Origin of the sequence: Streptomyces sp. NPDC002896 (genome assembly GCF_040295225.1) — a bacterium.
In the GTDB taxonomy this organism is placed as follows: domain Bacteria; phylum Actinomycetota; class Actinomycetes; order Streptomycetales; family Streptomycetaceae; genus Streptomyces.
On record NZ_JBEOVA010000004.1, the window covers coordinates 250,260 to 271,888 of the forward strand.

Genomic DNA, 21,629 nt, shown 5'->3' on the forward strand with positions numbered 1-21,629 from the left:
GCAGTCCGTCCCCACCAGGCCTCAGTGCCCGCCTCGCGCGCCGGGGCCCGGTGGGGCACGGTGGAGTAAACCGGCCCGGGAGCCGGTCGAGAGGAGCAACCCCCATGACGAACCACACCTATCGGGTCACCGAGATCGTCGGCACCTCCCCGGAAGGCGTCAATCAAGCCATCCGCAACGGCATCGCCCGGGCCAACGAGACGCTGCGCCACCTCGACTGGTTCGAGGTGACCCAGGTACGCGGCATGATCGAGAACGGCGAGATCCAGCACTATCAGGTGGGGCTCAAGGTGGGGTTCCGCCTGGAGGACGGGGACTGAGGGCGGCGGCCTACGGGAGCGCCATCAGGTCCGGCCCTCGCGCTCCTGCGCGTCCTTCAGGGCCGCCGACGGTGTGGCCCAGCGTGCCTGTACCACGGTGAAGCCCGCGCGCCGGGCCTCCTCGCAGACCAGTTCGTCGTCGTCCACGAGCATGCGGACCTCACGCTCGCGGGAGATCCGCCGGAGGATCGTCAGCTTGGTGAAGCGGGCGGGGCGGCGGTCGTCGTTGCGGCGCATCCAGATGCGGCCCTCGGGCAGTCCCTGTGCGGCGAGCCAGTCGGCGGTGTCCCGGCGGCACCTCTCCGGGCGGCCGGTCAGGTAGACGATCTCGCACTCCTCCGCGCTCTTCAGCGCCAGCGCCACGCCCTCCGCCAGCGGCGGGTCGTGCGGGGCCGCCGCGAAGAAAGCGTCCCAGTCCCGGGGCCTGCGCTCCAGGAACCGCTGCCGGTGCGCGGTGTCCGCGAGGGTGTTGTCCAGGTCGAACACGGCGAGCGGTCTGCTGTCGGCCCTGCCTCGGTCCCTGCTTTTGTCCGTCACGGGGCCAGCGTAGGGACTGCCGCGCGGGAACCCGGGCAGGGCCCCGGCGGCGGGACCCGAGGCCGGCCTGTCTGCGGGCATCCAGCCCGGGCCGCTTGCAGGCGACCACGAGCATCCCGCGCGGCTGCAGGAATCCCCGCGCAACGCACGCGTTGAACTGATGTGTGAGCTCAGTGATCGCATCGACGCCGTTCACGCATCCCCGAGGGGCACGACGGCCCGGCGGCGCTGCGTGACACGGTCCGCTTCGCACAGCTGGCGGAGGAGCTCGGCTACCACCGCTTCTGGAAGCGATGGTCACCCCCGCAGCAGTTCACGGCCGCCTCCGCTCACAGGACGTAGCTTCCCGCGCCCAGTACCGTGCGAAGGCGCCCCTCCTCACGGAGCTGGACGACCGCCTTCTGGATCGTCGACTGGGTCACCCCGTACTCCGCTGCCAGCGTGACCGTGCCAGGGAAGCGCTCGCCAGGCTTCCACTCCCCGGCATCGAGTCGGCGGCGGAGGTCATCGGCCACCTGGGGCCACACGGGAACAGAGCGATCAAGATCCATACCTCTCAGCGTGCGCGGAGTCGCGGAACTGTGCTACCGCGTAAGCGCGATACCGCGTAAGGTTGGAGCCACGAAGCGGCCCGGCGACGCTGCGAACGCCCCGGGCCTGGCCGACTGCGAAGGAGTCGACGTGAACCACCTTAGAAGGCTTCCCTGGGAGGACGAAGGCCGCGCGGCGTTCGTGACGCCCGGCGACGGCATCGTGAACGCCGTCGCGGACGCCATGGAGGCGAACATGATCGAGACAGCGCGAGAGGACGCCCGCCGGGCCCTGGCCCTGACTGACGACCAGGACGCATCGAAGGCGGAAATGCTCGTGGCGCTCCGATACGTAGCTCACGCCGTCCAGGACGTGGCCCTGGTCGCGGACCTTCGAGGCGAGCGACTCCCGGCGGCGGACGCTCCCGCAGACGAAGTGCTCTGGGGTGCCAAGGCCCGCCAGATCAGCCAGGCCCTCCGGGAGGTAGGGCGCCGTAACGACGCCTGAGGCAACGGACAGCGTTGAGGGCCAGCGCGGCCAGTAGCACGGACAGACACGACGAAGGCCCGGCCAGCTCCCCAGGACTGGGGGCCGGTCGGGCCTCTTCGTCGTCCACTGAAAGTGGCCAGCGGCGCCCAGGGAGTTGGATCAGTAGCCGTCATCGTCCGCTGTCCACGCGCCCGGCCCATCGTGGACCCTGTCCGCCCTGGCCGCTGACGGCCCCGCGCTCCTGTCCGCTATCCGTCCTGACGGCGAGGCTAGCCGCAACGGCTGGCCGCCCTGTCTGCGTCCGGCGCGCCGCTCACCCACCGCCTGCCGCCGGACGGCGCCCGCCGGCCTCTCGGCCGCGGGCGCCGTGGGTCACAGGGCGGTCATGACGTGCTTGATGCGGGTGTAGTCCTCGAAACCGTAGGCGGAGAGGTCCTTGCCGTAGCCGGACTTCTTGAAGCCGCCGTGAGGCATCTCGGAGACGAGAGTCATGTGAGTGTTGATCCACACGCAGCCGAAGTCGAGGGCCTTGGACATCCGCATCGCCCGTGCGTGGTCGCGGGTCCACACCGAGGAGGCCAGCGCGTACTCGACACCGTTGGCCTGCGCGACGGCCTCGTCCTCGTCGGTGAAGGTCTGGACGGTGAGCACCGGGCCGAAAACCTCGTTCTGGACGATCTCGTCGTCCTGTCGCAGTCCGGAGACCACGGTCGGGGCGTAGAAGTAGCCGTGCTCCCCCACCCGGTGGCCGCCGGTCTCCACGGTGGCGTGGTCGGGCAGCCGGTCGATGAAGCCGGCCACGCGGCCGAGCTGGTCGGCGTTGTTGAGCGGCCCGAAGAACATCTCCTCGTCGTCGACACCGCCGCCGGTACGGGTGGCGGCGGCGGCCTTGGCCAGGGCGGCGACGAACTCGTCGTGGACGGAGGCATGGACGAGTACGCGGGTGGCGGCGGTGCAGTCCTGGCCGGCGTTGAAGTAACCGCCGGCGGCGATGCCCTCGGCGGCCGCGGCGAGGTCGGCGTCGGCGAAGACCAGGGCGGGGGCCTTGCCGCCCAGCTCCAGGTGGACGCGCTTGACGTCGCGGGCCGCGGAGGCGGCGACCTCCATGCCCGCGCGGACCGAGCCGGTGATGGCGGCCATCGCCGGGGTCGGGTGCTCCACCATCAGGCGGCCGGTCTCGCGGTCGCCGCAGATCACGTTGAAGATCCCGGCGGGCAGGTCCATTTCCTTCAGGACGTCGCCGATGATCCCTGCGAGCAGGACGGTGGAGGCCGGGGTGGTGTCCGAGGGCTTCAGCACGACCGTGTTGCCCGCGGCGATCGCCGGGGCGAACTTCCATACGCCCATCATCAACGGGTAGTTCCATGGCGCGACCTGCGCGCACACGCCGACCGGTTCACGCCGGATGATCGAGGTCATGCCCTGCGTGTACTCGCCCGCCGAGCGGCCCTCCAGCATCCGGGCGGCCCCGGCGAAGAAGCGGATGGTGTCGACGACGGGGGCGATCTCCTCGGTGAGGGTCAGCGCGCGGGGCTTGCCGGTGTCGCGGCACTCGGCGTCGGCGAGGTCGTCGGCGCGTGCCTCCACCGCGTCCGCGACGCGCAGCAGCAGCCGCTGCCGGGTGGCGGGGGTGGCGTCGCGCCACAGGGGGAACGCGGCGGCCGCGGCGGCCATCGCCGCGTCCACGTCGGCGGCGCCGGACAGCGGCGCGTGCGCGTACACCTCGCCGGTGACCGGGTCGACCACCTCCAGGCAGCGGCCGTCGGCCGCGTCCACGTAGGCGCCGTCGATGTGGTTGCGCAGCGCAAGAAGCTCGCTCATGACCTGTTTCCTCGTCGTCGTACCCGTCGGCGCCTCGGCGGCGCACTCGCGGTGCACGGGGGTGTGTCGTTGCTTGCGGAGGTGGTGCCGGGAACCTGCCGGCGGCCCGTTCGGGTCCGGGTCAGGTGCCGGACGCGGGCGAGAGGTGCTCGTGCACGGCCAGCCAGCGGCCGGACCCCTCACGGTGGAACACGATCGTCTCGCGCTCGGCGAGGGTCTCCTGGCCTGACGTGGTGCTCACGGTGGTCTTGACGTCGTGGCTGAAGACGGCGGTGTCGCCGAAGTGCTGGACCAGGCGGTTGGTGGAGACGCAGTCCAGGACGCGGAACTCGTCCTCGGCGACCCAGCTCTGCCACAGCGCGCGGTACTCCGCGGTGGAGGAGATCCGCTCGGGGGTGGTGTGGAAGACAAAGGTGGCGTCGGGGGCGAACGCGGCGAAGTAGTCGTCGAGCCGGCCGTCGCCGAAGGCGGCGACCAGGTCGTCGGCGGCCTGAAGGACCTCGTCGGTCATCGGGGGGCTCCTTGGGAGAAGGGGTGACGTGTGGTTCGGCGGCGGACGGGGGCGCGTCTTGCCCCACAGTCCCCGTGGTCCCCACCGTGCGGAAATCCGGCTAAGGGGTGTGGGCCGGCGGCCGTGCCCGGCCTGTTCCGGCTCCCCGGCGGCGCCGCGGAACAGCGCCGCCGGGGCCGGGGTCAGACCAGTTCTTCCGCCGCCTGGACGGGCTGCTCGTCCTCACCCGTGATCGCGGGTACGGGGGTGTCCGAGGACCGCACCAGGCGCGGTCCCTCGGGCCCGTAGACGTCGCGCGGCTCCGGGAACAGCCACAGCAGTCCGAGGTAGGCGACCGCGGCCAGGCCCAGGCCCACCGGCAGCGAGATGTCGACGCCACCGGCCACATCGCCGAGCGGGCCGACGAACTGGCCCGGCAGGTTGACGAACATCAGGGCCAGGATGGCCGAGCCCAGCCAGGCGCTCATGCCGCGCCAGTTCCAGCCGTGGTTGAACCAGTAGCGGCCACCGCGCTGGCGACGGTTGAACACCTGGAGCGAGTCGGGGTCGTACCAGCCGCGGCGGGTCAGCCAGCCGAGCATCATGATCACCATCCAGGGTGCGGTGCAGGTGATGATCAGCGTGGCGAACGTCGAGATGGACTGGGCCAGGTTCATGGCGAAGCGGCCGACGAAGATGAAGGCGATCGACAGCACACCGATGAACATCGTGGCCTGCACCCGGCTGAACCGCGTGAACACGCTGGAGAAGTCGAGGCCGGTGCCGTAGAGCGCGGTCGTGCCGGTGGCCATGCCGCCGATGAGTGCCAGCAGGCACACCGGCAGGAAGTACCAGGTGGGCGAGGTCGCGAGCAGGCCGCCGACGTAGTTGGGCGCGGCGGGGTCCATGTACGGCGCCGCCTTGGCGGCGATGATCGAGGCGGTGGCCAGACCGAAGAAGAACGGCAGGATGGTCGCGATCTGCGAGACGAACGCCGCGGTGACGACCCGCTTGCGCGGGGTGTCGGCCGGGATGTAACGGGCCCAGTCGCCGAGGAAGGCGCCGAAGGACACCGGGTTGGACAGGACGATCAGCGCCGATCCGATGAACGCGGGCCAGAAGCCCGGCGACGACATCGACTCGAACGCGCCCTGGTAGCCGAAGTCGAAGTCCCCGGCGAAGGCGAAGAAGCCCAGCACGAACAGCAGCGACGCCGCGATGACGGCGATCTTGTTCACGAAGAGCATGAACCGGAAGCCGTAGACGCAGACCACCAGCACGAGCAGCGCGAAGACGCCGTACGCCACGGCGAAGGAGCCGTCGCTCTCCGGGAGGCCGACGAGCCGGTTGGCGCCGCCGACCAGCGCGTCGCCGGAGGACCACACCGAGATCGAGAAGAACGCGATCGCGGTGAGCAGCGACAGGAACGAGCCGACGATCCGGCCGTGCACGCCCAGGTGCGCGGACGACGACACGGCGTTGTTGGTGCCGTTGCGCGGGCCGAAGACGGCCAGCGGCGCGAGGATCAGCGAGCCGACGACCAGGCCGAGCACGGTCGCCAGGAGGCCCTGCTTGAACGACAGGCCGAACAGGATCGGGAAGGCACCCAGCACACAGGTGGCGAAGGTGTTGGCGCCGCCGAAAGCGAGACGGAACAGGTCCAGGGGCCCGGCGGTGCGTTCGGCGTCGGGGATCCGTTCGACTCCAAACTGCTCGACCTCGTTCAGGGCGGGAGCGGTCTGGCTCATCGGGCGTCCTTCAGTGCGAACAGGCTGATCAGGTCATAGGCGACGTGCGAGGCGGCGACGGCGGTGATCTCCGCGTGGTCGTAGGCCGGGGCGACCTCCACCACGTCCGCGCCGACCAGGTTGCAGCCGGCCAGTCCGCGCAGGATCTCCAGCAGCTCGCGGGAGGTCATGCCGCCGGCCTCGGGGGTGCCGGTGCCGGGGGCGTGCGCCGGGTCGAGGCAGTCGATGTCGATGGAGATGTACAGGGGGCGGTTGCCGATGCGCTGGCGCAGCTGGTCGGCGACCTCGTCGGCGCCGCGCTGGTAGACGTCGGCCGACGTGACGATGCCGAAGCCGATCTTCTGGTCGTCGGTGAGGTCCTGCTTGCCGTAGAGCGGGCCGCGGGTGCCGACGTGGGAGAGCGCGGAGGTGTCGAGGATGCCCTCCTCCGCCGCGCGGCGGAACGGCGTGCCGTGCGTGTACTCGGCGCCGAAGTAGGTGTCCCAGGTGTCCAGGTGCGCGTCGAAGTGGAGCAGCGCCACCGGGCCGTGCTGGGCGGCGACGGCACGCAGCAGCGGCAGGGCGATGGTGTGGTCGCCGCCGATGGTGACCAGCCGGGTGCCGTCCGCCTGGAGGCCGGCCGCGGCGTCCTGGATGGTCTCGATGGCCTCGCCGATGTTGAAGGGATTGCAGGCGATGTCACCGGCGTCGGCCACCTGCTGGGTGGCGAACGGGGACACGTCCAGGCCGGGGTTGTACGGGCGCAGCAGCCTGCTGGCCTCACGGACCGCGGTGGCGCCGAAACGGGCGCCGGGCCGGTAGGAGACGCCGGCGTCGAACGGGACACCGACCACCGCCACGTCGGCGCGGGCCACCTCGTCCAACCGGGGCAGCCGGGCGAACGTCGCGGGTCCCGCGAAACGCGGCACCCGGGAGGAGTCGACAGGCCCACGGGCTTCGGTCATCTTCCTGAGCCTTTCCTTCTCGCAAACGCCGGGACCACCCGGCATGGCCGAGTCTGCGCGGGTACCGCCCTACCCTTCAATCGTGCCAGACACAAAGAGCTAGTCTGGCTTTGTGGAGAACCACAAACGACGTGGGGTGAATGTCCGGGAAGTACTGTCCTATCCCGCACTCCAGCTGCGGCTTCTAGCGGGCGAGGCCGGCCTGGACCGATCGGTGTCCTGGGCGCACGCCAGCGAGCTGGAGGACCCCACCCCGTGGCTGCTGGGCGCCGAGATCATCATGACCACGGGGCGGGCGCTGCCGCGCTCGGCCGCCGGGCAGCGCGCCTATCTGGAACGACTGGACGACGCCGGGGTGGCCGCGCTGGCCGTGTCTGTGCAACTGCACATGCCGCCGCTGCGGCAGGCGTTCTTCGACACGGCCCAGGAGCGGGGCATCCCCGTGCTGGAGGTGCCGCTCGCCGTGCCGTTCATCGTGGTGGCCCAGGAGGTCGCGGCCGCCGTCCAGGAGGATTCCCGGCACCGCCTCGGGGCGCAGCTCCAGGTGTTCGGGGCGCTGCGCTGGCTGGCGTCAGAAGACCTGGACACCACCACGCTCTTCCGCCGCCTGGAGAAACTGTCCGGGTACGACATCCGGCTGTGCACCACCCAGGGCCGCCCGCTGCTGCCCGGGGTACCCGTCCCCGAGCCGTCACAGATCCCCGGCTCACTCGACGCCCCGCCGACCATCCCCGGCGGCTTCGCCCTGCCCGTGCCCGCGCCGGGCGGCGCGGCCGGCTTCCTGATCGCCCTGGAGCGCGAGGGCGCACGCCCGGCCGGGCTGGCAGTGGTCCAGCACATCGCAACTGTCGCGGCGCTACAGCTCGCGATGATCCGCACCGAGCGTGAGACCCTGCGCCGCGAGGGCGCGGAGATCCTCGCCGAGATGCTCCAGGGCACCCTGGACCAACAGGCCGCCGAACGCCGTCTGCTGCGCCACTCCATCGAGGGCACAACCGAGCTGACCGTAGTCCGGGGTGTGACCGAGGAGGCGCTGCTGCGCGCCCTGGACGACGCGCCGTACCTGCTCCTCAACCGCGGCGAGGACCGCTTCCTGCTGGGACCGCCCCACCTCGGCGACACGATCGCGGCCCTGCCCGGTGTCGCCGCCGGCACGAGCCGTCCCCTCCCGTGCGGCGCGTCCTTGCGCATCGCCCAGCGCGAGGCCCGGTGGGCGGCCTCCCGCGCCGCCGCGTCCGGCCGCCCCCTGGTCCGCTACGGCGACGACCCCGCCGGCCGCTGGCTGCCCGACGACCCCGCGGCCCTGAACGCGCTGGTCGAGGAAGTCCTGGGCGAAGCACTCCGCTACGACATCACCCACGACGCGCAGCTCCTGCTCTCGGTGCGCACCTGGATGGAACGCGACCGGCGCACCGACGACGCCGCCGCGGCCCTGCACATCCACCCCAACACGCTCACCTACCGGCTGCGCCGCTTCAGCACGCTCACCGGCCGCGACCTCACCAGCACCGGCGCCTTCACCGAGGTGTGGATGGCCATCCGCTCCGCCTCGGAGCTAGGACTGCTGGACTGACGCGGGCAGCCAGCCGGCCACCGGCTCCGCCAGACAGCGGCTGTGCCCAGCCCCGGCGTACCCCCGCAAGCCGAGTGTGACCAAGCGCTGAACGGACGGTGCGATCATCCCGTTCGGCCCCGGAGCTGATTCCGATGGAAAGGGCTCGCTTGTACAGCAGCCATCACTGTCGGTCAAGACACGATTATCAGGGGCTTGGCGCCCCACCCGTGTCAGAGATCCTGGTCTCAGAGGACGAGACACGCCTCCCGTCGCAGCGCAGCCATCGGCGCACCTCTGACTCAGCGAAGGAACGACCCATGGAGAGACTTCTCAGGCCCGTGTTCACCCGTACATCGACACTCGTCGCCCCGACTCCCACACCGTCATGAACGGCCTCGGACCCTGGCTCTTCACCATCCTCGCTGCCGCGGGATCGATGGCGTACCTGGTCGTAGCCGGCCGCTGCGCCCGGCTTCCACGTCCTTCCGCCCCCTCCGGTAGAGCCCCGGAGGCCCGTGGCAACGCGCTGCTCAATGCGGCTTTCCTCGTCGGCGGGCCGCGTCGGGTCGCGAACACGGTGCTGGTCGCCATGCAACGTGACGGCCGGCTGCACATCTCCCGGGACGGCAGGGTCACTCGGGCGCCGGGAACACCGCGCAACGCGGTGGAGGGACAGATCGTCGGAGCGCTCAGGGAGGGGGAGGTCGCGACTACGGCGTGGCTCCGCGGCCGTGTGATGCGCAGCGCCGCGGTACGCGACATCGGCACCGCCCTCGCCGAAGCCGGACTGCTGGTCGAGCCGGCGTTGCGCAAGCGGATCACGCGGGGCAGGCGCGCCTTGGTCGCCTTGCTGCCGGTCCTCTTCGTGGTCGGCTTCCTGCTGGCAGGTGACGACACCGCCGCACTGGTCACCGCGACGGCTCTGCTGATCCTCATGTCCGGTGGCCTGATCATGCTCTTTGTCCAGACCTCGAAGCGGCGGCTGTGGTGCACCAACGCTGGAGCCGACCGTCTCGCGGACCTACGCCGGGCTCCCGCTTCGGCGTTCCCCGGCATCGACCCGGTACTGGCCGGGGTTGCCCTGCTGGGCCTGGAGCAGCTGTCCGATCCGGAACTGCAGGCAGGCATCCTCGGCCACGGCAGGCCCGACAAGGACGCCCCGGGCGGCTCCTGCGGGGCCGGGGCGACCTGCAACGGGGGCGGCTGCGGAGGCACTTGCTGCGGAGGCGCTGGCTGCGGAGGAGGCGGCTGTGGAGGAGGCGGCTGTGGCGGCAACTGAGCGCTCGGCGACGCGCCGACTGGGCTTCGGCATCGGCTGGCGGCCGGAGATCGACCTGACCATCGAGCGACTGCCCGGGGTCGAGTTCGTCGAAGCCATCGCCGAAAACCTCCGCCCCGGCCACCTGCCTGCCTCCCTGGCGGCCCTGCGGGCCCGGAACATACCCGTGGTCCCGCACGGGGTGAGTCTGTCCCTCGGTGGTGCCCAACGCCCCGAGGCGCACCGGCTGGAGCATCTGGCCCACTGCGCCCAGACCCTGGAAGCGCCACTGGTCAGCGAGCACCTGGCCTTCGTGCGCGCCGACGGCCTGGAGGCAGGACACCTGCTGCCGGTGCCCCGCACATGGGAGGCGCTGGAGGTGGTGACCCAGAACATACGGATCGCGCAGGAGTCCCTGCCGGTGCCACTGGCGCTGGAGAACATCGCCGCGCTGTTCGCCTGGCCGGATGCCGAGCTGACCGAAGCCCAGTTCCTGGCGGAACTCGTCGACCGCACCGGAGTACAGCTGCTGGTCGACGTGGCCAACCTGCACACCAACCATGTCAACCTCGGCCAGGACCCGGACCGGATGCTGGATGAGCTGCCGCTGGAACAGCTGGCCTACGTCCACGTCGCCGGAGGCGTCCTGCGGGAAGGCTTGTGGCATGACACCCACCGGCATCCGGTGACCGGTCCCGTGCTGGACGTGCTGGCCGCGCTGGCCGAGCGGACCGACGTGCCGGGGGTCTTGCTGGAACGCGACGGCAACTATCCCGGCCCAGCCGACCTGGCCGGTGAGCTGGCTGCGATCCGCACAACCGTGGAGGGTGCCGGTGACCGGCATGCCGAATCCTGAGGCAGCCCGAGCCCGGCTGGCCGCAGCCCAGGCCCGGCTCGTTGTTGCGCTCCTGACCGGCGGTCCCGCACCGGCCGGGTTCAACGCTCCGCGCCTGCGCGTCCAAACAGCGGCGCTGGCCGCAAAACGACGGGACGGCGTGACCCGGGTCCGGCCCGAGCTGAGCCAGGCGCTGAGGCCGCGGTTTTCTGCCCTGTTCCACGCCTATGCCACCACACACCCCAAGCCAGCTCACGGTGGCAGCGCCGCGGACGCGCAGGCGTTCGTCCATTACCTGGCCGCACAGGGCCGCCTGCCCGAACAGATCATGTCGCCGCGGCCGGGGACCCGGCTGCGCCGCCTGGTGCGCGACCTGTCATCCCGCCGACGGCCAACCTCCTGACCAGGCCGCATGCGATCAGGCATCGGGTCCGCGAGCGGGTTCGGTATCAGTGAAAAGCAGAGGGACTCAGCTGCATCATGCCCCGTCCGCATGTGAGCGGCCCTCGATCAGAGGTGTCCACGGCGTTGACCACGCACGCGTTCTTGGTACTGCGTGCATAAGCCCGTGGCCATCGCCGTCCTAGGTCAGCAGCACCCCAGAGTCGAGCTACTCGGCCAGCCCCTGGGCCCGGCCTTAGTAGGGTCGGGGACTGGCGCGGTGGCTGATGCTCCGTTTCCAGTCCCCGCCGCTTCATGTGAAGTAGGCCGCCGACGAGGTGCCCGTGGCTCGAGTCCTTTTCCGACGGCCTCTTCCCGAACGGTACGGGCCGTTCCCGGCGTACCGCTCTCCAGTGATCATTTCCGGGTGGTGGCTGTGCCCCGTCCCGCGTGGATGTCCGATCACGGGCTCGACCAGAGCCCAACGCTCGTCGGAACCCTCTCCGTCCACTACCGCAACGACCAGCCCGTTCTGACCGCGCTCGGCGGCACCCTCATCCCCCGTCAGCTGACCGTCCAGGATGCCGACGGCCAGGTACTCGCCACCCACACCGACCAGCCTCCCGCGCTCCAGACCAAGGCGGCCCTGTCCAGGAGCAGGTCATCTTCGTCCAGCCCGTCCAGCAGGACTGACACCCCGGACAGCCCTGGCGCGGGCCGGGCCGGCACCCAGGAGTGGTAGGTCAGTCGCCGCCGCCACACCCCCCGCCGCAGCCATGCCCCCCGCCGCAGGCCCAGCCCCCGCCGTCGCCGCTGCTGCCGCCGCCCCTGCGGCGGCGTTGTGAGCGACGGCGGCGTAGGGCCCGTTGGCGGCGCTCCTCCTCCTCTTGCTGGCGTCTGCGCTGCTCGCTCGCCGAAGGCGGAGGTGGGGGCGGAGGCGGAGACGTCGGGCGGGGGTTGCGGCGGGCCTGTTCGGCGCGGCGGCGGGCGGCCTCTGCGTTGCGGCGGGACTCCTCGGCGCGGCGGCGGGCGGCCTCGGCCAGGCGTTGCCTTGTCGCTCGTTCCTGCTCGGACTTCTCGTGGGCCTCGTAGGCGTAGTAAGCGATGGCGAGCAGGACGAGCAGGACTATCACGGCCCCCATGAGTGCCCCCTCCAGTACCAGCACCAGTCATTTCACAGTACGGGATGTCATATCCCTTTGAGCGGCCAGGAGTTGGGGGAGATTTGAGAGGGCGGTTTGCGATTTGGTAGGTGATTTTTTGGCGGGGGTTGGCATCGGAGCGGTGGAGACCGCGCAGCATTCCGCGGTCGCCGCGCTCGCGCCCCAGGACCTGCGCGGCTCTGCCTTCGGGCTGCTCGCCACGGTTCAGTCGCTGGGGAACCTTGCCGCGTCCGGCGCCGTCGGCATCTTGTGGTCGGCCAGGTCTCCAGCGGTCGCGTTCGCGTATCCCGCCGCGTGGATGGTGCCGCCCTGGCCGGTCTGCTGGTCGCGGACCGTCGGCGGCTGGGAGAAGCGGAAGGGTCAGCCGGCGGACCAGGTGATGGTGGGAGGCACGACCCGTGCGCACAGCGGTTCGCCGCGGGCGTCACTCAGGCCGAGGCGTCCGATGAGCCGACGCCGTACGCCGCGTCGTGAAGACGCAAACGCGCCGGTTCGGGGAATCCGGGACCTGAACGGGACTCTGATCGTGTTGTGGCCGCAGCGGCGATGAGGGCAGCGACGGCGGAGACCAATGCCAGCAGGGTGAACAGGTGTGGGTAGCCGCCGAGCGGTGCAGCCAGGGCGGCACCGGCGAAGGGGGCAAGGGCTGAGGCCGCGGTCGCCGGAGCTGTCAGGAGCCCGGACAGGTGGCCGTAGTGGGTAGTGCCCCAGCGGTCGGTGATGGCGGTGGCCTGGAGCAGGGTGAGGTTTCCGCGGACCATGCCGGCCGCGACGGAGAGGGCGGCCAGCAGGAAGTACGGGCCGGGGACGACTGCGAGTGCGGCGGTGGTTGCGCCGCCAAGAGCGATGAGGGTGACCGTGCGAGTGGGGGTTGCGGTGTGGCGGGCGAGGGTGGTGTACAGGGTGCGTCCGAGGGTCTGCCCGGCGCCGCCGAGGCCGAGGGCCCAGGCGGCCTCGGTGGTGGTGAAGCCGCGCTCGAGCAGGAGCGGGACCAGGGCGACGACGACCGCGTACACGGCGAACGCGGAGAGGGGCAGGGCGCAGGCCAGCATCCAGAATGGCCTGTTGCGTGTCATGGCGGTCGCGCCGCTGCTGGTGTGAGCGGGGGATGGTGGTGCTGTGGGCCACGGCCCTTTGAGTGCGAGGGCGTGGGCGGGGATGGTGATGGAGGCGAGGAGCAGGGCGAGGACGGCGTAGGTGGCCCTCCAGGACAGGTGGTCAGCGAGGGCCGCGGTGGTGGGGGCGAAGACGGTGGAGGCGAGGCCGCCAGCGAGGGTGACGATGGTGAGGGCCCTGACGTGGTGCGGGGCGAACCAGCGGGTGAGGGCGGCGAAGGCGGGTTGGTAGAAGGTGGCGGCCATCGCGCCTCCGGCGAGCAGCCAGCCTGTGGCGAAGACGGGCAGGTTGGGCGCGGTGGCCACGGTGACGAGGCTGAGTACGCCAAGGACGGAGCCGGCTGTCATCACGGTGCGGGGACCGTGGCGGTCGATGATCCGGCCGACCCGGATTCCGGCGGGGGCGGAGACGAGCAGCGCGGCGGAGAACGATGCCGTGGTTGCCCCGGCAGGCCAGCCGGTGGCGGCGGTGATCTGGGGGTTCAGCACGGGGAAGGCGTAGTAGACGATGCCCCAGCTGGTGATCTGGGTGGCGCATAGGGCGGGCAGCGCGGCGCGGGGCCGTGACCGGTCCCCCGTCCCGGTCACGGCCCCGCTGGTGTGGAGGTCGGTCATCGGCGGGTTCAGCAGCAGCCGCCCGCGGCGACCGGTTCCTTCGAGCCGGTGTCGGCCTCGGCGGGGCCTGCGCAGCAGGTGCTGCCCTGCTGTTTGGCCAGGGTGTCGGCGTCGGCCTTGACGACGTAGACCTCCCAGGGTTCTTGGCCGGGGCCGTGGACCCAGACCTTGTCCTGGAGGGCGTAGCAGCAGGTGGTGTCGTTTTCCACGTCGGTGGCGAGGCCGGCCTCGCTCAGGCGGGTGGTGGCGGCATGGACCGCGTCGGTGCTGTCGACCTCGACTCCGAGGTGGTCCATGCGGGTCGCCTCGCCCGCGGTGCCTTCGATCAGGACGAGCTTGAGCGGGGGCTCGGCGATGGCGAAGTTGGCGTAGCCGTCGCGGAGTTTGGCGGGCTCGGTGCCGAACAGCTTGCTGTAGAAGGCGACAGACGCGTCGAGGTCGGGGACGCGCAGGGCGAGCTGTACGCGGGACATGGCGAACCTCCTTGGATGGGTGGGGAGTTCAGCAGCCGCCGGAGGCGGCAGGGGCGCCGATGCCGATCTGCAGGGTGGCCGGGGCCGCGCAGCAGCCGCCGCCCTCACTGCTCTGGGCGGCATCGGGGTCGTCGAACAAGCCCGCTCCGCCGCACACGCCGGTCTCGGGCAGCGTGAGCTCGACGCGCTCGGCGGCCTCGCGGTCTCCGGCGATCGCGGCGGCGACGGAGCGGACCTGCTCGTAGCCGGTCATCGCGAGGAACGTGGGGGCGCGGCCGTAGGACTTCATGCCGACCAGGTAGACGTCCTGCTCCGGGTGGGCGAGTTCGTTCACGCCGTGCGGGTAGACCGTGCCGCAGGAGTGGACGTTGGGGTCGATCAGCGGGGCGAGGGCGGTCGGGGCCTGGAGGCGTTCGTCGAGGCCGAGGCGGATCTCGGAGAGGAAGGACAGGTCGGGGCGGAAGCCGGTGAGGACGATGACCTCGTCGACCGGGTCCAGGCGGCGGCCGTCCTCGGCCACGAGGACCAGCCGGCCGTCGGCGTCGCGTTCCACGGACTGGGTGCGGAAGCCGGTGACCGCGCTGGCGTGGCCGTTGTCGACGGCGGCCTTGGCGCGCAGGCCCAGCGCGCCGCGCGCGGGCAACTGGTCGGCTTCGCCGCCGCCGTACGTGTTCGCACCGATGCCGCGGCGCAGAATCCACACCGCGTGCGTCCCGTCCTCCTCCTCGGCCAGATCGGCGAGGTGGGCGAGAGCGGTGAAGGCTGAGGCGCCGGAGCCGATCACAGCGGTGCGCTTGCCCGCGTACCGGGCGCGTACGGCCGGGTCGCCCAGGTCGGGGACGCGGTAGGAGATGCGGTCGGCGGCTGTCCTCTCGCCGAGGGCGGGCAGGCCGTCGGCGCCCATCGGGCTGGGGGTGGACCAGGTGCCGGAGGCATCGATGACGGCGCGGGCGGTGATCCGCTCCTCGCGGCCGTCGGCGAGCTGGATGTGGACGGTGAAGGGCTGCTCGTCGCGGCCGGAGTCGACGATGCGGTCACGGCCTGCGCGGGCGATGCCTGTCACCGTGGCGCCGTAGCGGACCTTGTCGCCGAGGACGTCGGCGAGCGGCTGCAGGTACTTCTCGGCCCAGTCGCCGCCGGTGGGGTAAGTGGCGCCGTCGGGGCGGGTCCAGCCGATCGGGGCGAGGAGCTTCTCGGCGGCCGGGTCGGTGACCTCGGCCCAGGGGGAGAACAGCCGCACGTGCGACCAGGCCCGTACGGCGGTGCCAGCTGACGGCCCGGACTCCAGAACGAGCGGTTCGAGGCCGCGCTCGACGAGGTGGGCGGCGGCGGCCAGGCCGATCGGGCCGGCTCCGACGACCACGACGGGCAGCTGGTCGGTGGTGGGCGCGTTCACGAAGTTCCCCTTTGCTTCGACGTTCGTCGATGGCTTGCGCGGCCCAGCATGGCACCTGTATTGATGGACGTCAACATAGACATTCATCGAATCCGGGGGCGGGATTGTGGAGCACGTCGACGTCGCGGTGATCGGGGGTCGCCAGTCCTGCCTGGCCACCGCGCACGCTCTTCGCGGACAGGGGCTTCAGACGGTGGTACTGGAGGCATCGGGGCAGGCGGCGGGCTCGTGGCCGCGCTACTACGACAGCCTGTCGTCGAACTCCCTGCGCGGGGTCGGGCTGGATTGCCGCCCGGGCCGCGCGGCACATCGCCGCCCACCTGTCCCGCGGCTGAGGTCGTCCGGCCCTCGCCCCGCTGGTTCGACATATGTCAACATAGACGCATGTCGAACACGAACGTGCTGCCGCTGCTGGATGCCGCCGCCGGCGAGGAGGTGGCGCCGTGCTGCCCGCCGCTGACGGAACGGCCCTTCACCGCGGAGGAAGCCCAGACGGCCGCGCGGATGTTCAAGGCGCTCGGCGACCCGGTGCGGCTGCGGCTGTTCTCCGCCGTGGCCTCGCACGAGGGCGGCGAGGCGTGCGTGTGCGACATCTCCGATGTCGGCGTCTCCCAGCCGACCGTCTCCCACCACCTGAAGAAGCTCAAGGAAGCCGGCCTGCTCACCTCCGAACGACGCGGCACCTGGGTCTACTACCGCGTCGAGCCGTCCGTACTGGCCGCGATGGGCAAGCTGCTGACCATCGCCCCGGCCGCAGCCTGACTACCACCACGACGGCGAAGGGGCCGCGCCGCCAGCTGTGCGGGGGCAGGTCAGTTGTTGCGCGCCAGCGTACGTTGAACAGCAGGTTAGTCGGGGTAACGGCCGGGTTGGGCACGCCGAAGACGCTCAGCTGGACCGGGAGGAGGAACACCGGTGCCGGGAGGGCTCGTCGTCGGCTTGCTGATCGCAACTGCGACCGCCCCGGTCGGCGTGTCCGGCGCCTAGGCGTAGCCAGGACGGTAGCCGAAGCCATCCGCCACGGAGTCCCCCGGGACTGCCCTGTCCAGTCCACCCTTGCCCCCGCTTACCCCGGCCCTTCGATCGTCCGGCCAGTATCAGCGCGCCGGATCACCCGGATGGATTGTTGAGGTCGCAGCGTGAAGAGAGCCAGGTGAGGCTGAGGATCGCAGGGAAGCGCGGCCTTGGCGGTCCTGTGGTCGACGATGTCCGCGCCGTTTCAGGAGGGTGACGGCAATGGCAGAGAATCGCAGCGGTACGGGACGGGGCGCCAGCAGACAGACGGCCGCCAACGTCACCTTCTTCGCCGGCGTTGCTTTGCTGCTGAGCGGGGTCCTTAGCGTCCTCCTGGGCGTCACAGGCATCGCACGTGATGCTCTGTACGGCACACCTCCGCACTACGAGTACCGATTCGGCCTGACCGCCTGGGGCTGGATCCATCTGGTAATCGGAATGGCGCTGCTGGCCGCGTCCGTGGGGATCCTGACCACCAGGAGCTGGGGCCGTGGCGCCGGTGTGGCACTGGGCGCCTGCAGCCTGGTCAGCCAGTTCATGTTCATCCCGTACTACCCCGTGTGGTCCATCAGCGTGATGGTGCTCGATCTGCTGGCCATCTGGGCGCTGGCGAGACTCGTACCTGACCTTGCGTGACACACCAGGCGCGCCACCCCGGCGTCCCCGACGCTCTGTTTAGGTATCGGGCGCACAACCACTTGTCGACGATCACGTATTTCCCCATCGGCAGCATCAGCTTCCCCGCCCAGACGTTCGAGCTTCAGGCACGTGGCTGTGGTCGTTTCTCCGGCGAGCGGCGGGCGAGGAGGTGTTCGGCTGGTCAGTCCCAGTCGGACGCCGGCTGGTCGACTCGGCCGCCCTTATGTGGTGTAGGGATGTGGTCGCGAGCTCCGCCGGGCAGCGCGGCGACATCGGCCGATGAGCAGGCGCTGACCAGCAGGGGCAATACGTCAGTGGCCACACGCAGTGAGATCCACACCTGACGAAGTCCGCTCTGTTCGATCGGGCGGTCGCAGACACTGCAGCTGTGGATGGCGGTGGCGCCCCAGCGCCGGAGATCCAGGTTTCCCAGATCGAGGTCCGCGACGGAGTCCGGGCGGCTGTGCGCTGTCGACGACTCGTCGGCCCAGCCCCGGAGTCGGGTAGCCGGAGCGCGTTACCGCGCCCCGGCCCTCGGGTCCTTGGCCTGTGCTGCGGCGAGGATGTCCTGTTTGCGGATGCGGCCGCCGCTGACAGTGCTTCGATTCGTAGCGAGGTCCACGCCCAGTTCGTCCGCCAACTGCTTCACCGGCGGAGTGACATAGACGTCGTCCGGGGGCGTCGGAAGCTCAACCCTCGGGTATCGACCAGCGTTGGCCGCCGTACATGGCGAGCGCCTGGTTCAATTCGGTGCGTTGTTGCTCGGCCATCGGTCCGAGCACGCAGACGGGCAGGCGGCCGTCGTCGCGATCCGCGATGCGAGCCCTTCCGGATGCCGGTGTGCACCGGTCCGCTGTTGCTGTGGATCTCTTCGATGGTGACACGCTGGATCTGATCCCACGTGAACTCACGGCGTTCCGTGGAACTGGTGGTCACGAGGTAGTTCGGACCGACATGCAGCTTCCAGCCGTCTCTGTTGTTGAACGCGCGGTCGTCGCTCCTCTGACCCCATGCCCCGAAGCTCAAGCCGATGCACAAGAGCCAAGCCGGGACCCCGATCCACGAGGATCAGGAGCAAACTCCAGAGTTCCAGCTCTCCCCAGTCGAGGCGCTTGTCCATGTCCAGGCGGAAGGTGCCGTACGGGTTGACGTTCGACCAGAACAGCGCGGTCAGGCCGCGTCGGTCCTCGTCCGAGAGCCTCGACGCCCACGCGGGTTCAGCAAGGACCTGCTGCACCAGCAGGGTGTTGACGTGCACGAGTGCGGACTGGAGCAGGTGCAGCGCGAGCATCGAGGTCTCCGCGTGCTCCTTGTGCGGGCCGGTCAGGGCGCCGTCCTTGCCATAGTGGAGCACGGTGTTCGCACTGTTCCAGTTCTCCACGACCTGGAGCCCGCCGTGGATCTCCCGGCGCAGGCCGGGGCTGGCCAAGTAGTCGCAGGCGAAGACCGTGCGCACCGCGCTGCCGAGTTCTTCGAGCGCCTGGTAGGTGGGGTGCTTGGGGCCGCCGCGAGTGAAGCGCCGCAGCACCTGCTCCGCCTCCGCCGTCCCGAGCCGGAGCGTGGTCGCGTACTTCACCATCTGGTCTACTGCTGCTCGATCAGCTCCCAGCGGATCGCCCTCGTCAGCGAGCCTCCGAGCGCGGGCCAGCCGAGCGGTACGTCGTCAGGCCGGTACAGATGTTCTTCAGCCTCGGCAGCAGGCGGAAGTTGAGCAGTTCGGTGAAGGCGAACCCGACCACGGACGCGCCGTGCGTGTCGACGTAGTTCGACTCGATCTCGGTGTCGGTGCAATGCCGCAGCAGGCCCTCGATCATCGCCGCGACCTCGGACGACGAGCAGGACTTGAGCTGGGAGTAGATGCAGACGTTCTTCCGCTCCACGTGCCAGTAGATCATCACGCCGTTGCCGCCGTAGCGGGCGTGGTACTCGGTCATGAAGTTCGGGGGCCACACCGTATCCGGGGCAAACAGGCGAATGGCGAGTGTTCGTGCAGGTAGAACGTTTGCGGTCGCGTCCGTGAGAGATCGGTGTCGGGAGATCTCGTGACGGGGGCGCGTCATGTGTCTGAGGCGGCGTCCGGGGGCCATCGTTCCGGGCGACTTCGCATACCTGCTCCTTCGGCAGGCGTGGCGGATAGGCTCGATCACGTGCACGAGATCAACGAAGCCCTGGTTCCGGGCACCGAGGAGTCGTCAATACACCACCCGGACCCGCGGTATGCCGCGCGGCTCGCCACTTATGGGACCTTGGCCACGCACCTGTCCCTGCTGAGCGACCGTCGGCTCGGCAAGGTCGTGGCCGCCGCCGACCCGCTCGGGTCCGGCATCGGCGGCAGGTCGGCGGAGCTGGACATCGACGGCACGCGGGTGTTCGTCAAGCGGATTCCCCTGACGGACACCGAGTTGCGGCCGGAGAACGCGCGGTCGACGGCGAACCTCTTCGGATTGCCGATGTTCTACCAGTATGGGGTGGGCTCGGCCGGGTTCGGGGCCTGGCGAGAGTTGGCCGTGCATGTCATGACCACCAACTGGGTCCTCGGGAACGAGTACGAGGGCTTTCCGCTGATGTACCACTGGCGCATCCTGCCCGACTCCCCTCCCGAGGGTTTCGCCGACGCGTTCGGGGGCATCGACGGGGCGGTCGTGCACTGGGAGGGATCATCGGCCGTGCGTGAGCGGCTGGAGGCCATCGGCCGTTCCTCGTTCAGCCTGGTGCTCTTCCTGGAACACGTCCCGCAGACACTCGCCGACTGGCTGCACGACCACCGGACCGCCGCGCCGGAGGTCAGGGAGGGCTCGCCGTACCCATGGGTGGAGGAGGCCCTGGCGCGCGGGAGTGACTTCATGGGCTCGCGCGGACTCGTCCACTTCGATGCCCACTTCGCCAATGTCCTGACCGACGGCCAGCTGCTCTACTTCGCGGACTTCGGACTCGCCCTGAGCTCCGGCTTCGAACTGTCAGCGGCCGAGGCGGAGTTCCTCTCCGACCACCTCGTGTATGACCGCTGTCACACTGTGAGCCATCTGCTCCGCCACCACCTACCCGATGGCCTGCGCGGCGGTATGGAACACGAGGCGTTCCTGCGCGAGTGGATCGCCGGCCACCGGCCCGATGACGTCCCGCGCGAGATCGCCGCGATCATCGACCGGCATTCCCGAGCTGCCGTGGTCTTGGGCGAATTCCACCGCCGCTTTCTCACCGAGAGCAAGCGGACGCCATTTCCGGCCGCAGAGATCGAGCGGGCCTGGGGCACTGCGGTCGCGGCGCCCCACTGAGGCCGGACTTCGGCAGAAGATCGCCGTCAGGACGTCTCGGGACGGGTGGCGTGCCGGGGGTCGAGGCGGCGTCGCAGTTCGAGGTTCTCGCTCTGGGCGGCAGGCTTCGAGGGCCTGCCCCAGGGCCTTGACCTCGTCGCGGTGCCGCCGCTCCTCGCCGCCGCTCTGCTGGACTGAGCATCCCCTCCCCTACACCGCCGCGGCGTCCCCGGCCGGCGCCGGCTGCGCGCTCCGGGCTGCCTGCTCAGGCTGCGCTGGCGGCGCGGCCTGAAGGTGCTGGGCGGCCTCGGCGGCGGTGTAGGAGGAGGCGAAGGTGAACGCGCGCGGGGACGGCCCGTGCGCCTGCAGGTCCGCCAGCCGCTCCAGGGCCTCGCCGACTCTGGCGCCTGGCACGAAGCTGACCGCGGTGGGCGGGTCCGGCTATACGTCGGTGGTCGTCGACCGGGCTGCGGCCGAGTCCAAGGCGGCGTCGGGGGCGGTGGCGCAGGACGGCACGGTGGTGCGGGTCCAGGCGCACGTCACCGCCACGGACACCGACATGCCCAGTAGTCTTTACCTGCACAGGTCTGCTCCCTGCACCCGCGGGGATGGTCCCATCTCGTCCGACATGTCCTTCCTCGAGATGCTCTGCTCCCCGCACCGCGGGGATGGTCCCGTGGGCGAGCTCGCCGCAACCATCAGTGTCGACCGCTCCCGCACCCCCGGGGATGGTCCCCCTGCACGCGGCCCGTGGCTGGCCCACGGACTCTGCTCCCGCACCCGCGGGGATGGTCCCCAAGGCATCACCACCGGACTCGACCTCAAGGTCTGCTCCCCGCACCCGCGGGGATGGTCCCCGGCCCCGCCCGGTATCGCGAACCGTGCCGAGCTGCTCCCCGCACCCGCGGGGATGGCCCCTGGACCCTCATCGACCTGCCCGCCCTCGCCCTCTGCTTCCCGCACCCGCGGGGGTGGTCCCGAGATGACGCGGCCCCAGCCCTCCTCTTGGCAGCGGGGTCCGACGCCCGCATCCGGCACGGCTGCGGGAATC

Annotated in this window: 19 protein-coding genes and 5 pseudogenes; 9 read left to right on the plus strand and 15 right to left on the minus strand. The window is 70.6% G+C overall.

Annotated features, from left to right (window positions below; translation table 11 throughout):
* The first annotated feature begins 104 nt into the window (after positions 1 to 104).
* Positions 105 to 320 carry a dodecin gene (locus ABT009_RS08215; RefSeq protein WP_351290862.1) on the plus strand — a complete coding sequence of 72 codons (216 nt, stop codon included), beginning with the start codon at positions 105 to 107 and terminating at the stop codon, positions 318 to 320.
* A gap of 24 nt (positions 321 to 344) precedes the next feature.
* Here ABT009_RS08215 and ABT009_RS08220 read toward each other — a convergent pair whose 3' ends face one another.
* Together ABT009_RS08220 and ABT009_RS08225 are read right to left on the minus strand one after the other, a co-directional pair.
* On the minus strand, positions 345 to 857 hold the full coding sequence (locus ABT009_RS08220; protein ID WP_351290864.1) for a phosphatase domain-containing protein: 513 nt from the start codon (positions 855 to 857) through the stop codon (positions 345 to 347).
* A gap of 329 nt (positions 858 to 1,186) precedes the next feature.
* Positions 1,187 to 1,372 (minus strand): GntR family transcriptional regulator, encoded by a 186-nt coding sequence (locus tag ABT009_RS08225; RefSeq protein WP_351290866.1) that lies wholly within the window; start codon positions 1,370 to 1,372, stop codon positions 1,187 to 1,189.
* Between the two features lie 166 nt (positions 1,373 to 1,538).
* On the opposite strand from ABT009_RS08225, the gene ABT009_RS08230 reads away from it, so the two are divergent.
* On the plus strand, positions 1,539 to 1,895 hold the full coding sequence (locus tag ABT009_RS08230; protein ID WP_351290868.1) for a hypothetical protein: 357 nt from the start codon (positions 1,539 to 1,541) through the stop codon (positions 1,893 to 1,895).
* A 354-nt stretch (positions 1,896 to 2,249) separates the two neighbouring features.
* Here ABT009_RS08230 and ABT009_RS08235 read toward each other — a convergent pair whose 3' ends face one another.
* The 4 genes from ABT009_RS08235 to speB all read right to left on the minus strand — a co-directional run bounded on the left by ABT009_RS08235 (position 2,250) and on the right by speB (position 6,880).
* A complete protein-coding gene (locus ABT009_RS08235; protein WP_351290870.1) occupies positions 2,250 to 3,698 on the minus strand; it encodes a gamma-aminobutyraldehyde dehydrogenase in 1,449 nt (482 codons plus the stop codon).
* A gap of 121 nt (positions 3,699 to 3,819) precedes the next feature.
* Entirely contained in the window at positions 3,820 to 4,209 is a 390-nt protein-coding gene (locus tag ABT009_RS08240; protein ID WP_351290872.1) for a YybH family protein, read from the minus strand.
* A gap of 182 nt (positions 4,210 to 4,391) precedes the next feature.
* Positions 4,392 to 5,936, minus strand: coding sequence for a purine-cytosine permease family protein (locus ABT009_RS08245; RefSeq protein WP_351290874.1), 1,545 nt, complete (start codon positions 5,934 to 5,936; stop codon positions 4,392 to 4,394).
* Positions 5,933 to 6,880, minus strand: coding sequence for an agmatinase (gene speB, locus ABT009_RS08250; protein WP_351290876.1), 948 nt, complete (start codon positions 6,878 to 6,880; stop codon positions 5,933 to 5,935). Before speB ends, ABT009_RS08245 begins: the two co-directional genes overlap by 4 nt.
* A 136-nt stretch (positions 6,881 to 7,016) precedes the next feature.
* Between speB and ABT009_RS08255 the strand changes: the two genes are divergently transcribed.
* From ABT009_RS08255 to ABT009_RS08270, 4 genes and pseudogenes are all read left to right on the plus strand, one after another.
* A complete protein-coding gene (locus ABT009_RS08255) occupies positions 7,017 to 8,453 on the plus strand; it encodes a PucR family transcriptional regulator (protein ID WP_351290878.1) in 1,437 nt (478 codons plus the stop codon).
* 367 nt (positions 8,454 to 8,820) lie between these two features.
* Positions 8,821 to 9,714, plus strand: coding sequence for a TIGR04222 domain-containing membrane protein (locus ABT009_RS08260; protein ID WP_351290880.1), 894 nt, complete (start codon positions 8,821 to 8,823; stop codon positions 9,712 to 9,714).
* Positions 9,701 to 10,931 (plus strand): annotated as a pseudogene (locus ABT009_RS08265) (MbnB/TglH/ChrH family RiPP precursor modification enzyme). Before ABT009_RS08260 ends, ABT009_RS08265 begins: the two are co-directional and overlap by 14 nt.
* 405 nt (positions 10,932 to 11,336) lie before the next feature.
* On the plus strand, positions 11,337 to 11,651 hold the full coding sequence (locus tag ABT009_RS08270) for a hypothetical protein (RefSeq protein ID WP_351290882.1): 315 nt from the start codon (positions 11,337 to 11,339) through the stop codon (positions 11,649 to 11,651).
* Position 11,652: 1 nt separating this feature from the next.
* Here ABT009_RS08270 and ABT009_RS08275 read toward each other — a convergent pair whose 3' ends face one another.
* The 5 genes and pseudogenes from ABT009_RS08275 to ABT009_RS08295 all read right to left on the minus strand — a co-directional run bounded on the left by ABT009_RS08275 (position 11,653) and on the right by ABT009_RS08295 (position 15,671).
* Complete coding sequence (locus tag ABT009_RS08275) at positions 11,653 to 12,051, minus strand: hypothetical protein (RefSeq protein ID WP_351290884.1); 399 nt, start codon at positions 12,049 to 12,051, stop codon at positions 11,653 to 11,655.
* 381 nt (positions 12,052 to 12,432) lie between these two features.
* Positions 12,433 to 12,525: pseudogene (locus tag ABT009_RS08280) on the minus strand (DUF5990 family protein); the annotation flags it as partial.
* Positions 12,501 to 13,802, minus strand: coding sequence for an MFS transporter (locus tag ABT009_RS08285; RefSeq protein WP_351290886.1), 1,302 nt, complete (start codon positions 13,800 to 13,802; stop codon positions 12,501 to 12,503). The gene ABT009_RS08285 and the pseudogene ABT009_RS08280, both read right to left, overlap by 25 nt.
* A gap of 8 nt (positions 13,803 to 13,810) precedes the next feature.
* Positions 13,811 to 14,275 carry an ArsI/CadI family heavy metal resistance metalloenzyme gene (locus tag ABT009_RS08290; RefSeq protein WP_351290888.1) on the minus strand — a complete coding sequence of 155 codons (465 nt, stop codon included), beginning with the start codon at positions 14,273 to 14,275 and terminating at the stop codon, positions 13,811 to 13,813.
* A 28-nt stretch (positions 14,276 to 14,303) separates the two neighbouring features.
* A complete protein-coding gene (locus ABT009_RS08295; protein WP_351290890.1) occupies positions 14,304 to 15,671 on the minus strand; it encodes an FAD-dependent oxidoreductase in 1,368 nt (455 codons plus the stop codon).
* 384 nt (positions 15,672 to 16,055) lie between these two features.
* Between ABT009_RS08295 and ABT009_RS08300 the strand changes: the two genes are divergently transcribed.
* Entirely contained in the window at positions 16,056 to 16,433 is a 378-nt protein-coding gene (locus ABT009_RS08300) for an ArsR/SmtB family transcription factor (RefSeq protein WP_351290892.1), read from the plus strand.
* Positions 16,434 to 16,502: 69 nt separating this feature from the next.
* Here ABT009_RS08300 and ABT009_RS08305 read toward each other — a convergent pair.
* Positions 16,503 to 16,584, minus strand: a pseudogene (locus ABT009_RS08305) (sulfite exporter TauE/SafE family protein); the annotation flags it as partial.
* Positions 16,585 to 16,907: 323 nt separating this feature from the next.
* Between ABT009_RS08305 and ABT009_RS08310 the strand changes: the two are divergent.
* Entirely contained in the window at positions 16,908 to 17,321 is a 414-nt protein-coding gene (locus tag ABT009_RS08310) for a DUF7144 family membrane protein (protein WP_351290894.1), read from the plus strand.
* A 520-nt stretch (positions 17,322 to 17,841) separates the two neighbouring features.
* Here ABT009_RS08310 and ABT009_RS08315 read toward each other — a convergent pair.
* Both ABT009_RS08315 and ABT009_RS08320 read right to left on the minus strand, forming a co-directional pair.
* Positions 17,842 to 17,979: pseudogene (locus ABT009_RS08315) on the minus strand (E3 binding domain-containing protein); the annotation flags it as partial.
* Between the two features lie 450 nt (positions 17,980 to 18,429).
* Positions 18,430 to 19,273, minus strand: a pseudogene (locus ABT009_RS08320) (Tn3 family transposase); the annotation flags it as partial.
* A gap of 246 nt (positions 19,274 to 19,519) precedes the next feature.
* Between ABT009_RS08320 and ABT009_RS08325 the strand changes: the two are divergent.
* The gene (locus ABT009_RS08325; protein WP_351291319.1) at positions 19,520 to 20,599 is read left to right on the plus strand and encodes a protein kinase family protein; all 1,080 of its coding nucleotides are present in this window, start codon (positions 19,520 to 19,522) and stop codon (positions 20,597 to 20,599) included.
* A gap of 189 nt (positions 20,600 to 20,788) precedes the next feature.
* On the opposite strand, the gene ABT009_RS08330 is transcribed toward ABT009_RS08325, so the two are convergent.
* A complete protein-coding gene (locus ABT009_RS08330; RefSeq protein ID WP_351290896.1) occupies positions 20,789 to 20,992 on the minus strand; it encodes a DUF3291 domain-containing protein in 204 nt (67 codons plus the stop codon).
* Positions 20,993 to 21,629: the final 637 nt, after the last annotated feature.

Coding starts and splice junctions, on each gene's coding strand:
- ABT009_RS08235 (WP_351290870.1), bottom strand. CDS start 3,698: ATGAGCGAGCTTCTTGCGCTGCGCAACCACATCGACGGCGCCTACGTG.
- ABT009_RS08300 (WP_351290892.1), top strand. CDS start 16,056: ATGTCGAACACGAACGTGCTGCCGCTGCTGGATGCCGCCGCCGGCGAG.
- ABT009_RS08245 (WP_351290874.1), bottom strand. CDS start 5,936: ATGAGCCAGACCGCTCCCGCCCTGAACGAGGTCGAGCAGTTTGGAGTC.
- ABT009_RS08275 (WP_351290884.1), bottom strand. CDS start 12,051: ATGGGGGCCGTGATAGTCCTGCTCGTCCTGCTCGCCATCGCTTACTAC.
- ABT009_RS08260 (WP_351290880.1), top strand. CDS start 8,821: ATGAACGGCCTCGGACCCTGGCTCTTCACCATCCTCGCTGCCGCGGGA.
- ABT009_RS08285 (WP_351290886.1), bottom strand. CDS start 13,802: ATGACCGACCTCCACACCAGCGGGGCCGTGACCGGGACGGGGGACCGG.
- ABT009_RS08310 (WP_351290894.1), top strand. CDS start 16,908: ATGGCAGAGAATCGCAGCGGTACGGGACGGGGCGCCAGCAGACAGACG.
- ABT009_RS08215 (WP_351290862.1), top strand. CDS start 105: ATGACGAACCACACCTATCGGGTCACCGAGATCGTCGGCACCTCCCCG.
- ABT009_RS08290 (WP_351290888.1), bottom strand. CDS start 14,275: ATGTCCCGCGTACAGCTCGCCCTGCGCGTCCCCGACCTCGACGCGTCT.
- ABT009_RS08240 (WP_351290872.1), bottom strand. CDS start 4,209: ATGACCGACGAGGTCCTTCAGGCCGCCGACGACCTGGTCGCCGCCTTC.
- speB (WP_351290876.1), bottom strand. CDS start 6,880: ATGACCGAAGCCCGTGGGCCTGTCGACTCCTCCCGGGTGCCGCGTTTC.